Origin of the sequence: Tenacibaculum sp. (assembly GCF_048269885.1) — a bacterium.
GTDB lineage: Bacteria > Bacteroidota > Bacteroidia > Flavobacteriales > Flavobacteriaceae > Polaribacter.
Map to the genome: position 1 here is coordinate 21,155 of NZ_JBLWTZ010000010.1, position 14,803 is coordinate 35,957.

Genomic DNA, 14,803 nt, shown 5'->3' on the forward strand with positions numbered 1-14,803 from the left:
TTATTATAAATACAAAAACAGGAAGCCCGCTCAATTGAGCGGGCTTCTTTGTTAATCAACTAATTCAAATAATTTACACAATGAAAACAATGTTACTTGTTTATGGTATTGTTGTTTCCAATATCTGTGCCAAAATTATAAATAAAAAGACGTACTTTTTTTAATTTTTAATTATTTGACATTTTTTTAACGTTAAACCGTTAAAAAGTTAAGAATATTTTAATTTAAGGTTAGCTAGCGTGTTTGTGTGCTTTGTATGAAGAACGTACTAAAGCACCACTTTCTACATACATAAAGCCCATTTCTAACCCTAATGTTTCGTATTTTTTGAATTGTTCAGGTGTTATGAATTCCTTAACAGGTAAGTGTTTTTTACTAGGTTGTAAGTATTGACCAATAGTAATAACATCCAATCCAACATTGCGTAAGTCTTTCATGGTTTGAATTACTTCGTCTTCCGTTTCTCCTAAACCAAGCATGATTCCAGATTTAGTACGCATTCCGTTGTCTTTTAAGTATTTTAAAACTCCCAAACTACGATCATATTTAGCTTGAATACGAACTTCACGCGTTAAACGACGAACTGTTTCCATATTGTGAGAAACGACCTCAGGAGCTACCTCAATAATACGGTCTAGTAATTTTTCGTCTCCTTGAAAATCAGGTATCAAAGTTTCTAAAGTCGTATTCGGATTCGCTCTACGGATAGCTTGCACAGTTTCAGACCAAATAATAGAACCTCCATCTTTTAAATCATCACGGTCAACCGAGGTAATTACTGCATGTTTAATATTCATTAATTTAATAGAACGAGCTACTTTTTCAGGTTCATCCCATTCTACAGTATCTGGACGTCCAGTTTTAACCCCACAAAACCCGCAAGAACGTGTACAGATATTCCCTAAAATCATAAAGGTAGCAGTACCTTCTCCCCAACATTCACCCATGTTAGGACAGCTTCCACTGGTACAAATAGTGTTTAGTTTATATTTATCAACAAGCCCTCTTAGTTCCGTGTATTTTTTTCCTACAGGTAATTTTACACGTAACCATTTTGGTTTTTTCGTTCTTTCTGGTGTTGCTAAAGTTTCGTTTGCCATTCCATAAAAAATTGAACAGCAAATTTACGAAGAAAAGATTTATAAACTAAGTAAAAACCAAATACTAAATCCGAATAAAAAAACAATGCCGAAAAGGCTCAAAATACGCAAGCCTATATTGGGTCTGTATTTTTTAGGTGTGTGTTTACCAGTAATTAAAATATAGTTGAGAATAGCATAAAAAGGAGCCGTTAAAAAAGATAAAACGGTGGCTATTCGTACCAGAAATACCATATCACTTAAAAAATAATACAAAATAACAGAGGTTCCAAGTGTTAACAATACTAACCAAAACCAATACCCTAACCTTATTGTTCTCGGAAAAAGTAAAAACGACGATTTTTCCATAGCTCTTGGGGAAGCATCTAATGTGGTAATAGTAGTACTAAACATGGTTGTAAAAGCCGCCACTCCAATAAATACAGAAGAGAACTCTCCTAAGTTTTTTGTGTATAAATTGATTAGTTGAGAAGCAAAAATAGTTCCTTTACTAGAGAATGATTCTCCCGATTGATACATAACTAATGCACCTAGCATAACAAAACAAACTCCCAAAAACAAGGCTCCAATATATCCAACGTTAAAATCAAAAATAGCTTGCTTGGGTTTAATTTTTATAAAAGTAGTTTTGTCTTTTTCTACCGACCATAAAGAATGCCAAATAGAAATATCCAAGGGGGCAGGCATCCATCCTAAAAAGGCGATTAAAAAGGTAACCTGAGCTGTTCCGCTTGGAACTATTTGTTGAAAACTAAAGCCTTTATCCGTTTTAACTAATGCAATGTTAACAGCAACTATAGTGCTAATGGTTAAAATTGCAATAATGTATTTCATTAAGTTATCTAAGAACTTGTATTTACCAATACCTAATAAAACAATACTAATAAGCATAATGAGTACAGACCAGGCAACTAAATCAAGTGAAATGCCAAAAAGATTAGAGGCTAAACTGGCTGTAACAATAGTAACTGCTGCTTGAATGGTAAACATAGTGGCAAGATTTAAGATAAAGTAGCTGATTAAAACTCCTTTACCTAGTCTTTTATAACCATCGAGAAGAGTCTCTCCAGTTGCCGTAGCATATCGAGGACCAAATTGAAAAAATGGGTATTTGATAATGTGCACTAGGAGTAAAGCCCATAACAATCCAAAGCCAAAGTCGGCACCAGCTCTGGTTGATTGTACCAAATGAGAAACACCAATGGCAGCACCAGCAAACAATATTCCAGGACCAAGTAAATTTAAGAGGGATTTTTTCATGAAAAAGAGAGCTTAAAAGTTTAAATAGTCACTATCTTTTAACTTTTTAAAGAAAGTTTCTAGATGTTTTTTTTCTTCTCTTTTTGGTTGAAATTCTTTTTTATGTAAATGTTTTCCTGTTACGTTAAACTGTAAAATCATAAAGTTTTGATTTTTATGGTTTTGCAATTTATGATTTCTTTATTATTTCAGCTAATAATTTTTTGGCACGTAGTAGTTTTACTTTTACATTGTTCATCGGTTCCCCAATTTGCTCAGAAATTTCTCTATAACTTAATTCTTGGAAGTAACGAAGATTGATGACATCTTGATACTTTGGTTTTAATTTTTTAATGTCCTTTAGAAGCTTTGCTAAGTTTTGTTCGGTAATAATCTTATCTTCAGGAGAAGGAGCATCATCAACAACAGCGTACACTTCTTTTTCTTGCTCTTCGGTTGTTTGCATATATATGGTAGATTGTTTCTTTCGAAGAAAATCGATGTATACGTTTTTAGAAATTGTAATCAACCAAGTTTTAAATTGATAGCTTTCATCAAAAGTTTCAATTCTATCAAAAGCTTTGGAAAAAGTTTGAATAGTAATATCTTCAGCATCGTTATCGTTTTTGGTTTTTTTAAGCTGAAAAGCGTACACGGTTCCCCAAAAAGTATCTAACAAATAATTAAAAGATATTTGATTTCCTTTTTTTGCTTGTTGAATATGGAGGAGTACTTTTTCTTGATTTATGTCCAATGCTTAGGTTTCGAGATTTGATTTGATATAAAGATACTAATTTGTAGCAATACTAAACAAATATCAAGGAATGGGAGTAATAAAACAATATTTTTTTCATGGAGTTTTGATGCTGACCTTCCAAGAACGATGTATTGAATAAGATAAAAACTAATTATAAAAGGCAAGGCTAATCTCCAGTTAACAACAGTTACATAACCTACTAAAAGATAAAAAAGAAGCTTAGTAAGGTAGAAAAACCAAAGAAAAAAACGATGGTTGAATTTATATAAAGAAAAAAGAATGGATGCTTTTTTTTCTAAAGAAAACCACTTTTTAAAAGAAAGAAGTTCTGTTGAAACAACGAAGCTATCTAGGGTATTTACATAAGTAGTGTTTGTATTTGTGGAAGCATCTTTTAAAAACAAATCCGCTTCCCCCATAAAAAGATTTATGTGATTGATATATCCATTCACTTTAAAAAACTCACTTTTAGTATAGGCAAGGTTATGATTTGTAGCCCTGTAAGGACTCTGAAATTTAACAAAAGAAAGAGATTGTACAGTTTTAAGTAAGTGGTCAAAACGAATGAGAAGATTGCTCAATGAATTTTTCTTATACCTTAGTTTTTGAAGACCAATAACAATGGTTTTTTCTTGTGAAAAATTACGAGCCATTTCATGAATCCAGTTTTTAGAGAAAGCTTTACTACTAATTTCAGTGAATAATAAATGATTGTAAGTGGCTGCTTTCACACCCAAAGTCAAGGCATATTTTTTATTTCCCCAAAAAGCTTCTGTGTTTTTTACATTTACAAGCTTGATATTTGGAAGTTCTCTCTGTAGCTCTTCTATTATGTTGAGAGAATTATCAGAGGAAGCATTGTTTACTAAAACAATTTCGAAACAAGAATATTTTTGTTCGGCTAAGTCTTGAATATAATTAGCTAAAATGTCGGCATTGTTTTTTATATAAACAATTACTGACACAGGGATATTTACTTCCGTGTTTCCTAGTTTTTTTCTTGTATTAATAAAAGAAAAAAAGAACAAATAATACATTACTTGTACAACCGTAACTACTACAAAAGTGTAGAACAGGATGGTAAATATCATAAAGACAGTAAAAGGTTAGTTGGGTAGCGTTTGCCTAATTATGTTGAGGCTCGCTACAGGTATCGAACTGGTCTGGAGTTTTACCACAAAATCCACAAGCTTCACCGCTTTCGTTTAACATTGGGTTTTGACTAGCACAGGTACCAGCAAACTCTCCGTCTTTTTTTGCCCAAATTTTAATGGCAATTCCAGCAAATGCTAATGCTAATAATCCTATGGTAACAAAAATTAATTTCATGATGTATTGTTTTGTATTGCAAAGATACAAACTTCCTGTTTTTCTATATAAAATAAAGAGAGATTTATAAGATTGTGACTTTTATGTGTTTGAGGGTCTTAATAATGTAATCAATTAATTAAAAAAATATGGATATTAAAAAATATTTTGCTGAATTCTTCGGAACATTTTGGTTAGTCTTTGGTGGTTGTGGTAGTGCCATTTTTGCCGCTGGTTTTCCTGAGTTAGGAATTGGTTTTGCAGGAGTAGCTTTAGCATTTGGTTTAACAGTATTAACAATGGCCTATGCTGTAGGACATATTTCTGGAGGTCATTTCAATCCTGCGGTTACTATTGGTTTATGGGTTGGAGGAAATCATACTGCTAAAGAAGTAGTGCCGTATATTATATCGCAGTTAATTGGGGCTGTGTTAGCAGCTAGTTTTTTGTATTTAATAGTTACAGATAATGAGGGATTTGAATCAATAGGAGGCTTTGCTGCAAACGGTTATGGAGAGTTATCTCCAGGAGGATATAACATTGGAGCGGCCTTCTTAGCAGAGTTTTTATTAACTATGTTTTTCTTGCTAATTATTTTAGGAAGTATTCATAAAAATGCTCCGAAAGGTTTTGCTCCAATAGCAATTGGTTTAGGGTTAACTTTAATTCATTTAATTAGTATTCCTATAACGAATACATCTGTAAATCCAGCTCGTTCTATGAGTCAAGCATTGTTTGCAGGAGGAGATTACTTATCGCAGGTATGGTTGTTTTGGGTAGCACCAATTGCTGGAGCAATTGTGGGAGGTTTACTTTATAAGACCCTGTTTGATAAAGAGTAACAAAAGAGGTAGAAATAAAAAAGGAGTGTATTAATACACTCCTTTTTTATTTAATAATATTGACTTCTATTTCTAGATCAATATCAAATGTGTTTTTAATACTATATTGAATTTTTTGTGCTAACTCGTAAATTTCATTTCCTTTAGCACTTCCATAATTCACTAAAACTAAAGCTTGTTTTTCATGCACTCCATAGGCACCAAAACGCTTTCCTTTAAATCCGCTTTGTTCAATTAACCAACCTGCAGGTACTTTAATTTCAGCATCAGAAATAACATAACTAGGAATATTAGGATATTTTTTCTGAAGTTTTTCAAAATGTTCTCTGGAAATTACTGGATTTTTAAAGAAACTTCCGCTATTACCAATTTTTTTAGGATCTGGTAATTTGGACTGACGAATAGCAATAACAACATTAGAAATATCTTTAATAGTAGGATTTGTAATTCCTTTTAAAGTTAATTCAGATGCTATTGCTCCGTAAGAAGTGTTAAGTTTATGGTTGTTTTTAGTTAATTGAAAACTAACTGAAGTTAACACGTACTTGCCCTTGGCTTTATTTTTAAAAATAGAATTTCGGTATCCAAACTGACATTCTTCCGCAGCTAGAGAAACCAATTTTCCTGTTTCAATTTCAACCGCTTCTACTTTTGTTATGGTGTCTTTTACTTCAACCCCGTAAGCTCCAATATTTTGGATAGGACAAGTACCAACATTTCCAGGAATTAAAGATAAGTTTTCCAATCCGCCATAGTTTTGAGAAACGCACCATAAAACAAACTCATGCCAATTTTCGCCAGCATTTACAGTTAGGTGAATGCTGTCTTGATTTTCTCTATCGATAGAAATTCCTTTGATATCAATATGTACAACTAGGATTTCAATATCTTTGGTAAGTAACATGTTGCTACCACCGGAAATTAAAAAGATATTTTTTTCTTCTTTTAAGAGTTGTTGTAATTGGTATACAGAAGTAATAGAAACAAAACGTTTGGCATTTACATCAATGCCAAACGTGTTGTATTCTTTTAAAGATATGTTTTCTTGAATATTCAAATTAACTATTATAGTTTTCTAGGGCGATTTTTAATATTTCAACAGAACGCTTTAAATCAGTTTTGTTTAAAACATAGGCAATACGCACTTGGTTTTTTCCTTCCCCTTCAGTAGAATAGAATCCACTTGCAGGAGCTACCATTACGGTTTCGTTGTTATCGCTAAATTTTTCTAAAATCCACTGAGCAAAATCGTCACTGTCCTTTACTGGTAATTCAGCAACACAGTAAAAAGCCCCTTTTGGGTTGGCAACTTTTACTCCTTCAATTTTTTGTAACTCAGAAATTAAGGTATTTCTACGATCTTCATACTCTTCAATAACTTCATCAAAATAACTTTGAGGAGTGTCTAAAGCAGCTTCACTGGCAATTAAAGCATAGGTTGGCGGACTTAAACGTGCTTGTGCAAATTTAATAGCTGTTCCAATAAAGGCTTCGTTTTTAGAAACAATACAACCAATTCTTGCACCACACATACTATAACGCTTCGATACAGAATCAATCATAATAGCATTTTGCTCAAGTCCTTCTAAAGCCATGACTGAATTGTGCTTTTCACCATCGTAGGTAAATTCACGGTATACTTCATCAGCAATTAAAAATAAATCGTGTTTTAATACAATTTGTTTTAGCTTTTCAATTTCTTCTTTACTGTATAAATATCCAGTTGGATTCCCTGGATTACAGATTAAAATAGCTTTAGTTTTTGAAGTAATTAACTTTTCAAAATCTTCAATTGCAGGTAAGGCAAAATTGTCTTCAATTTTAGAAATAACAGGCACTACTTTAACACCTGAAGCAGTAGAAAAACCGTTATAGTTAGCATAAAAAGGTTCTGGAATAATAATTTCATCTCCTGGATCGGTAATACTACCAATAGTAAATAACAAAGCTTCTGATCCGCCAGTAGTCGCAATAATATTATTAGCAGTTACATGAATATCATTTTTAGCATAATAATTAGCTAGTTTGGTTCTGTATTCTTCTGAACCTTCAGATCTAGCATACGATAACACTTCAATAGCATTATTTTTTACAGCATCTAAAGCAACTTGTGGTGTTTTAATATCTGGTTGACCAATGTTTAAATGGTACACTTTTGTCCCCTTTTTTTTAGCTGCCTCAGCAAAAGGAACCAATTTGCGAATTGGTGATTGAGGCATAGCATTTCCTTTACTAGAAATTGATGGCATTTTAATATAAATTAGTTGTTTGAAAAGCAAAATTGCGAAATATATTTGAGAGTATTGGAATGTTTGTTGGAAAAAAAACGGTTAAAAAAATCATAAAAACCAGAATTTCTAAAATGAAGATTGTATCTTTAAGTATATAACCATTAAATAAGTTCTTTTGAATAGATTAGTACGATACTTTTTAACGCTTTTTTTTAGCGTGTCTGCCTTTGCTCAACAAAATTTTCAGTTTTTAGGCAAGGAAACTGATAAACAATCCTTAAGATTTCAATTAATAAATAATTTAGTAGTCATTCCCTTAGAAATTAATGGACATCAGTTATCATTTATCTTAGATACGGGGGTAAATAAAACAATCTTATTCAATTTAACCTCAAAAGATAGTGTTGGTTTAAATAATGTAAAGAAAGTGTTTATAAGAGGTTTAGGTAGTGGAGAACCAGTTGAAGCCCTGTTTTCTAGAGGAAATAATTTTAGAATTAAAAACATTACGAGTTCTAACCAAGGCTTATATGTTATTTTAAAAGATGCTTTTGATATTTCTGCTAAAATGGGGACCACTATTCACGGAATTATTGGGTACGATTTGTTAAAAGATGTTATAGTTAAGATTAACTATGTAAATAAACGAATTGACTTTTACAATCCTAAAACATTTAAGTTCAATGCATGTAGTAAGTGTGAAAGTTTCCCGTTACAATTTTTTAGAAACAAACCCTATATAAATGTAACAGCGCAGGTGGATACGGTAACAAACACTATGTTGCCAGTTAAATTGTTAATAGATACAGGAGGGAGTGATGCTGCATGGTTGTTTGAAGGAACCAAAAAAGAATTAAAAACACCTAAGAAATTTTTCAAAGACATAATTGGAGAAGGTTTTAGTGGAACTATTTATGGGAATCGAAGTAGAATTCCTAAAATAGCCATAGGAAAGTTTAATATAAGTGAACCAACGGTCTCTTTTTTAGATTCGTCGTCTACATTTAATGCTAGGCAGTTTAAAGAAAGAAATGGGAGTATTGGTGGAGAGATTTTAAAGCGCTTTAAGGTATGGATTGATTACCCTAATAAAAGAGTTATACTCAAAAAAAATGCCTCATTAAATAAGGGCTTTTATTACAATATGAGTGGTTTACACATTGTATATGATGGACAAGAATTAATTAAAGAAAAAGCTTTGGAAAAATTTGTAGATAGTTACAATTCAAACAATCAAACATCTAAAAACAATGTAATTTCTTTAATAAGTACTTATTTTTATCGTTTTAAGCCTAAGTACAAAATAGATAAAATAGTAGAGAATTCACCTGCGTTTACATCGGGACTTCAAGTAGGAGATGTAATCAAGAAAATTAATGGAAAAGCTGCCCATGAATATCACTTAAACGAAATTATGGACATGTTTCACACAAAGCCAGGAAAGAAAATAAGAATGGAGGTAGAAAGAGTAGGCGTAAAACTTAAATTTGTGTTTAAGCTTGAACAACGTATATAAAAAAAACACAACAGATGTTGTGCTTTTTTTATATGGAGTAGTTTTTTAACTATCGCTTACTGTACTTTTCTCTTTGGCAGGAGTAGCATCTTTTACGATAAATCCTTTAATCTTAACTCTTTTTCTTTTGTTTTTAGCATTTGAAATAACAGTTAACGTTTTAGAGAAACCACCTAATCTTTTTGTATCGTAAGAAACTTCAATTTGCCCTTTTTTTCCAGGCATAATTGGTTCCTCTGGCTTAGTAGGGACTGTACACCCACAAGGAGATACAATATCCTTAATAATGATAGGAGCATCACCTATGTTTGTGAATTCAAATACGCGTTTTCCTTCAGACCCATAAGCTATTTTCCCATAGTCAATAGTTTCAGTTTCAAATTTAAATTCTTGAGCGCTTACTGTTAAGGTAATAAAGCAAACAGCGATAAATGATAAAATTGTTTTCATAATGTAAAAAATTAATTTTTTTAGGGTATTAACCGCTACAAATTTAGTATTATTTCTTTAAGTTCTAAAAAAACAACCTCTAATTTTCTGTACCTCATAGATAGTTGTATTTTTGCTAATCGAATTTCAAAAACAATGCCAAAGGTTAAAAAGTGTTAAATTATTAACCATAAAGATACACATAACATATGAATATTCCATCAAAATATAATTCTAAAGAAGTAGAAGGAAAATGGTACGATTACTGGATGAAACACAATTATTTTCGTTCAGAAATAGACGAACGCGAACCCTATACAATTGTTATACCTCCACCAAATGTCACAGGTGTGTTACATATGGGACATATGTTAAATAATACCATTCAAGATGTATTAATTCGTAGAGCTCGATTGCAAGGAAAGAATGCGTGTTGGGTTCCGGGTACTGATCATGCCTCAATTGCTACAGAAGCAAAAGTGGTCGCAAAATTAAAAGAGCAAGGGATTGATAAAAACGATTTAACTCGTGAAGAATTTTTAGCACATGCTTGGGAGTGGAAAAATGAGTATGGAGGAATCATTTTAGATCAATTAAAGAAATTAGGAGCCTCTTGTGATTGGGAGCGTACTGCATTTACAATGGATCCTGCGTTGTCAGAATCGGTAATCAAAGTATTTGTGGATCTATATAATAAAGGATTAATTTACCGTGGATATCGTATGGTGAACTGGGATCCTGAAGCAAAGACAACGCTTTCTGATGAAGAGGTGATTTATGAAGAACGCCAAGGTAATTTGTATTATTTACAGTATGCTATAGTAGGTTCTGATGAAAAAGTAACCATAGCAACTACACGTCCTGAAACCATTTTAGGAGATACAGCTATTTGTATCAATCCAAACGATGAGCGTTTTTCACATTTAAAAGGTAAAAAAGCTATTGTTCCTCTTTGTAATAGAGAAATTCCAATTATCGAAGATGAATATGTAGATGTTGAATTTGGTACAGGGTGTTTAAAAGTAACTCCTGCACACGATGAAAATGATAAAACTTTAGGAGACAAGCACAACTTAGAGGTAATTGATATTTTTAATGAAGATGCTACCCTAAATTCTTTTGGATTGCATTATGAAGGTAAAGATCGTTTTGTAGTTCGTAAGGAAATATCTAAAGAACTAGAAGAAAAAGGATTTTTAGTGAAAACTGAAGTACACGTAAATAAAGTAGGAACTTCAGAAAGAACCAAAGCAGTAATTGAACCAAGATTATCAGATCAATGGTTCTTGAAAATGGAAGAGTTGGTAAAGCCAGCTATTGAAGCTGTATTAGGAGAAGATAGAGAGGTGAAGTTATTCCCTAAAAAGTTTGAAAATACGTACCGTCACTGGATGGAAAATATCCGAGATTGGAATATATCACGTCAGTTATGGTGGGGACAACAAATTCCAGCATTTTATTATGGCGATGGGAAAGAAGACTTTGTAGTTGCTGAAACTATAGAAGAAGCAGTAAAATTAACTCAAGAAAAAACAGGGAACTCTTCATTATCTGCGTCAGACTTACAACAAGATCCTGATGCGTTAGACACGTGGTTTTCTTCTTGGTTATGGCCCATGAGTGTTTTTGATGGAATTCGTAATCCTGAAAATGAAGAAATCAAATACTACTATCCAACCAATGATTTGGTAACTGGACCAGATATTTTATTTTTCTGGGTAGCTCGTATGATTATTGCTGGATATGAGTACAAAGATAAACGTCCGTTTGAAAACGTATATTTAACAGGATTGGTACGTGATAAGCAACGTAGAAAAATGAGTAAATCTCTAGGAAATTCACCAGATGCCTTAAAATTAATTGAAGATTTTGGTGCAGATGGGGTTCGTGTAGGGTTGTTACTAAGTGCTGCAGCAGGAAATGATTTATTGTTTGATGAAGATTTATGCCAACAAGGAAAAGGATTTGCTAATAAAATTTGGAATACTTTTCGTTTAATTAAAGGTTGGGAAATAGATGAAAGTTTAGCGCAACCAGAAACAGCTAAAATAGGATTAGCTTGGTATGAAGCGAAGTTTAATAAAGTATTATTAGAAATAGAAGACCACTTTAGTAAGTACCGTTTATCAGATGCGTTAATGGCTATTTATAAATTAATTACCGATGATTTTTCATCATGGTTATTAGAAATTGTAAAGCCAGGATACCAACAACCAATCGACGCAAAAACATATAAAGCTGTAATAGAAGTATTAGAAAATAACTTAAAAGTATTACACCCATTTATGCCTTTCTTAACAGAGGAAATTTGGCAGCACATTACAGAAAGAACTCCTGAAGATGCATTGATTATAGCTAAATATCCAACAGTAGGAGAAACAAATGAAGAATTGATAACGAATTTTGAGTTTGCTACAGGGGTTGTTTCTGGAATTAGAACAATTAGAAAAAACAAAAATATTTCGTTTAAAGATGCAATTGAATTATCTATTGTAAATAACGAAAACGTTACAAAAGCGTTTGATGCAGTAATTCAGAAGTTAACCAACGCTTCAGCAATTAACTATGTTACCGATAAGGTAGAAGGAGCAGCATCTTTCCGTGTAAAATCAAATGAATATTTTGTGCCAATTTCATTAGATACGATTGATGTAGCAGCAGAAATTACAAAGTTAAATGCAGAGTTAAAAAGAGCAGAAGGCTTTTTAACTGGAATTCAAAAGAAATTGTCTAACGAGCGATTTGTAAGCAATGCACCAGAGCAAGTTATTGCTTTAGAACGTAAAAAAGAATCAGATACCTTGGCAAAAATCGAAACGATTAAAGCTAGTTTGTCTTCGTTACAATAAGTAAATAAAATTGAATAATAAAAAAACCGCTGTAATTATACAGCGGTTTTTTATTGGTAATTAGTTGAGAAATAGGAAACATAAGCTTAATAATTACTTAAAAAAAGAACATTTACATTTGTTTTAAATTAAAAACATTTGTAGGGTGAAATATGCCAATCATTATATTCTTTTAATTATTTCAGCAGTTGTTTTTACAGCTGGCATCTCTAGTACAGATATCTATTTTTTAGATGAAGCAAAAAATGCAGTATGTGCGAGAGAAATGATGGAGAATAGCGAGTATGTGGTGCCTACGTATAATGGGATTTTACGTACAGATAAGCCTCCACTGCATTATTATTTTATGATATTGGCGTATAAAATTTTTGGAGTAACCCCATTTGCAGCAAGGTTTTTTTCAGCAATAATGGGGGTGTTAACCGTTTTGTGTGTGTATTTTTTTTCTAAAAAACACCTGGGGAATATAAAAGCGTTTTACGCGAGTTTACTTTTAATAGCTTCTCTACATTTTAATATTCAAATGCATTGGAGCGTGCCTGATCCGTATTTCATTTTCTTTATCACATTAGCTGGATGTAGTTTTTATGAGTTTTATAAAACCAATAAGAAAATATGGTGGTGGATTCTTTACCTTTCGTTGGGATGCTCTTTTTTGTCAAAAGGCCCCGTAGGAATGGTTTTAATGAGTTTATCGGTTTTTGTATTTCTATTAATAAAAAAGGAGTTTACATGGAAAGTAATTAAGAGTATAAATCCGTTTGTAGGAATCCCCTTGGCATTAGCAGTCGCTTTTCCTTGGTTTTATGCAGTTAATAAGGCAACTGATGGGAAGTTTACAGAAGGCTTCTTTTTAAAGCATAATATAGACAGGTTTAGTAATGAAATGGAAGGGCATGGAGGAGTCTTCTTACTAACAATTGCTTTTGTTGTTTTAGGACTAATCCCTTGGTTTTTCTTTTTTGGAAATTACAAATTAGTCAAAAAGATGATTAAAGAAAATAGCTTTTATTTGTTTAGTTTTTGTGTTTCGGCTAGCATCGTTTTCTTTTTTATGATTTCAGGAACCAAACTACCCAATTATACAGTACCAGCTTATCCATGGCTGTTTGTGTTACTATCTGGAATACTATTGAATGTTGAAAAGAAAAAACCGTATGTAATAGCTATAGTAGTTTTATCTGTTGTTTTACCAATTGGAGTTATAATTGGAATAAAACAAGATAAAGTTATTCATGATTTGTATGTATTAGGATTTAGCTTTTTTATTGTAAGCATTGGGGCAATAGTAGCTTTTTTTTACAGAGACACCCAATATAGATGGATAAATATTTTAAATGGTAGTTGGTTAATTATGGCTCTGGTGTTTTTTTACATTGTTTTTCCTATAGTAGATAAACAAAACCCAGTACAAAAAACAATTTCTTTTTTTGATAAAAATGAGGCGGTAGCTGGTTACAAAATCGTAAACTCTGCATTTATTTTCAAGCTAGAAAAAGAAATACCAGTATACAGAAGTTTAGAAGAATTACAAAATTTTATAGAGAAACATCCAGAAGGAGGGAAAATTATTACACGTGCAGGCAAAGAAAACGAGTTACAATTAGAAAGCATAGGGTTAAAAGAGGTCGCCAGAGAAAAAGATTTGTTTGAGAATCCTACAACATTAATTTTAGGGTTTTAGGCTTTTTTTATTAGCAAAACACTAACAGCAGTTAGGAACCCTAAAAATGCTCCAAATGAAATATCTATTAAAAAGTGCTGTAAAAGATATACCCTTGATAGTCCTGCAAAACAAGCTAAAACAAACAAAAATAATTGCCCGTACTTGTGTAACTTAAAAAAGAAAATAAAAAAGAAAGCTAAGGAAAAAGCTGTTAAAGTATGCCCTGAAGGAAAGCTGTTTAAACTGTGAATATTAATACCAGATACTTTATGTAAAAGCTCAAAAGTATTTGTGTCAAAATATGCTTTGGGTCTGGCCATTCCTTTAAAAATTACTTTTTTCAATACCCAAGAAATTCCTGTTTGTATTAGTAATAAATAAATTAAATACGTGAGATTTTTTCGTTTTAAAAAGAAAATTAAAATAGCCAAAGGAATATAAATTACAGCATCCCCTAAATAGGTAATGTATTTAAAAAAAATATCTAAAAAATTAGTATGGTGTTTGTTTAGAATAATTAATAATTCTCCTTTAGGGATGGTAATAGAAAAATATAAAGCTAAAAATAGAACAGCTATAGATGTGAGTATAATTATATTACTTTTGAGAAAAAACCAAATTAAGTTAACATGATTGTCATGTTCAACTTTTTGAGGGAGGTAAATAACACCTTTGTAACTTAGCATTGTTATGTCTTTATAAATTCACAGTAGTGAAATTAAAAAGCCTATTTTGCCAAAATGTTAAGAGTTTTTTTTATTTGCTTTACTAAAAAGTAAAAAATGTTATGTTATTATTATCTAGGTTTTTAACTTGAAAGCTTAGGTATGATAAAAAATCCGCTGGACTTCTTATCATACCTAATT

The 14,803-nt window shown here is 31.8% G+C and carries 14 protein-coding genes; 4 read left to right on the plus strand and 10 right to left on the minus strand.

Features of this window, described 5'->3' with window-relative positions:
* Positions 1–230: 230 nt before the first annotated feature.
* Genes lipA through ACN0WY_RS09070 form a run of 6 tightly spaced genes read right to left on the minus strand, consistent with a single transcriptional unit; the run spans position 231 to position 4,425 of the window.
* Positions 231–1,100, minus strand: coding sequence for a lipoyl synthase (lipA, locus tag ACN0WY_RS09045; protein ID WP_330489225.1), 870 nt, complete (start codon positions 1,098–1,100; stop codon positions 231–233).
* Between the two features lie 39 nt (positions 1,101–1,139).
* Positions 1,140–2,360, minus strand: coding sequence for an Nramp family divalent metal transporter (locus tag ACN0WY_RS09050; RefSeq protein ID WP_417800156.1), 1,221 nt, complete (start codon positions 2,358–2,360; stop codon positions 1,140–1,142).
* Between the two features lie 12 nt (positions 2,361–2,372).
* Positions 2,373–2,501 (minus strand): hypothetical protein, encoded by a 129-nt coding sequence (locus ACN0WY_RS09055; protein ID WP_417800157.1) that lies wholly within the window; start codon positions 2,499–2,501, stop codon positions 2,373–2,375.
* A 28-nt stretch (positions 2,502–2,529) separates the two neighbouring features.
* Positions 2,530–3,093, minus strand: a complete 564-nt coding sequence (locus ACN0WY_RS09060) for a sigma-70 family RNA polymerase sigma factor (protein ID WP_330489222.1) — start codon at positions 3,091–3,093, stop codon at positions 2,530–2,532.
* Positions 3,084–4,187: a glycosyltransferase gene (locus tag ACN0WY_RS09065; protein WP_417800158.1), complete on the minus strand. Its 1,104-nt coding sequence runs from the start codon at positions 4,185–4,187 to the stop codon at positions 3,084–3,086. Before ACN0WY_RS09065 ends, ACN0WY_RS09060 begins: the two co-directional genes overlap by 10 nt.
* 34 nt (positions 4,188–4,221) lie before the next feature.
* The gene (locus tag ACN0WY_RS09070) at positions 4,222–4,425 is read right to left on the minus strand and encodes a hypothetical protein (RefSeq protein WP_028892532.1); all 204 of its coding nucleotides are present in this window, start codon (positions 4,423–4,425) and stop codon (positions 4,222–4,224) included.
* 134 nt (positions 4,426–4,559) lie between these two features.
* Between ACN0WY_RS09070 and aqpZ the strand changes: the two genes are divergently transcribed.
* The gene (gene aqpZ / locus ACN0WY_RS09075) at positions 4,560–5,246 is read left to right on the plus strand and encodes an aquaporin Z (RefSeq protein ID WP_417800217.1); all 687 of its coding nucleotides are present in this window, start codon (positions 4,560–4,562) and stop codon (positions 5,244–5,246) included.
* A gap of 46 nt (positions 5,247–5,292) precedes the next feature.
* Here the strand turns inward: aqpZ and murB are convergent, their stop codons facing one another.
* Both murB and ACN0WY_RS09085 read right to left on the minus strand, forming a co-directional pair.
* Positions 5,293–6,303, minus strand: a complete 1,011-nt coding sequence (gene murB, locus ACN0WY_RS09080; protein WP_417800159.1) for a UDP-N-acetylmuramate dehydrogenase — start codon at positions 6,301–6,303, stop codon at positions 5,293–5,295.
* Position 6,304: 1 nt separating this feature from the next.
* Positions 6,305–7,495 (minus strand): pyridoxal phosphate-dependent aminotransferase, encoded by a 1,191-nt coding sequence (locus ACN0WY_RS09085; protein WP_330489219.1) that lies wholly within the window; start codon positions 7,493–7,495, stop codon positions 6,305–6,307.
* Between the two features lie 157 nt (positions 7,496–7,652).
* Here ACN0WY_RS09085 and ACN0WY_RS09090 point away from each other — a divergent pair, with 157 nt between their 5' ends.
* Complete coding sequence (locus ACN0WY_RS09090) at positions 7,653–8,993, plus strand: aspartyl protease family protein (RefSeq protein WP_330489218.1); 1,341 nt, start codon at positions 7,653–7,655, stop codon at positions 8,991–8,993.
* A 45-nt stretch (positions 8,994–9,038) separates the two neighbouring features.
* On the opposite strand, the gene ACN0WY_RS09095 is transcribed toward ACN0WY_RS09090, so the two are convergent.
* Positions 9,039–9,443 carry a DUF1573 domain-containing protein gene (locus ACN0WY_RS09095; RefSeq protein WP_330489217.1) on the minus strand — a complete coding sequence of 135 codons (405 nt, stop codon included), beginning with the start codon at positions 9,441–9,443 and terminating at the stop codon, positions 9,039–9,041.
* Positions 9,444–9,631: 188 nt separating this feature from the next.
* On the opposite strand from ACN0WY_RS09095, the gene ACN0WY_RS09100 reads away from it, so the two are divergent.
* Together ACN0WY_RS09100 and ACN0WY_RS09105 are read left to right on the plus strand one after the other, a co-directional pair.
* Positions 9,632–12,271 (plus strand): valine--tRNA ligase, encoded by a 2,640-nt coding sequence (locus ACN0WY_RS09100; protein ID WP_417800160.1) that lies wholly within the window; start codon positions 9,632–9,634, stop codon positions 12,269–12,271.
* Positions 12,272–12,416: 145 nt separating this feature from the next.
* The gene (locus ACN0WY_RS09105) at positions 12,417–13,955 is read left to right on the plus strand and encodes an ArnT family glycosyltransferase (RefSeq protein WP_417800161.1); all 1,539 of its coding nucleotides are present in this window, start codon (positions 12,417–12,419) and stop codon (positions 13,953–13,955) included.
* Here the strand turns inward: ACN0WY_RS09105 and ACN0WY_RS09110 are convergent.
* Positions 13,952–14,623, minus strand: a complete 672-nt coding sequence (locus ACN0WY_RS09110) for a phosphatase PAP2 family protein (RefSeq protein ID WP_417800162.1) — start codon at positions 14,621–14,623, stop codon at positions 13,952–13,954. The two genes, ACN0WY_RS09105 and ACN0WY_RS09110, sit on opposite strands and share 4 nt — an antisense overlap.
* Between the last annotated feature and the right edge of the window lie 180 nt (positions 14,624–14,803).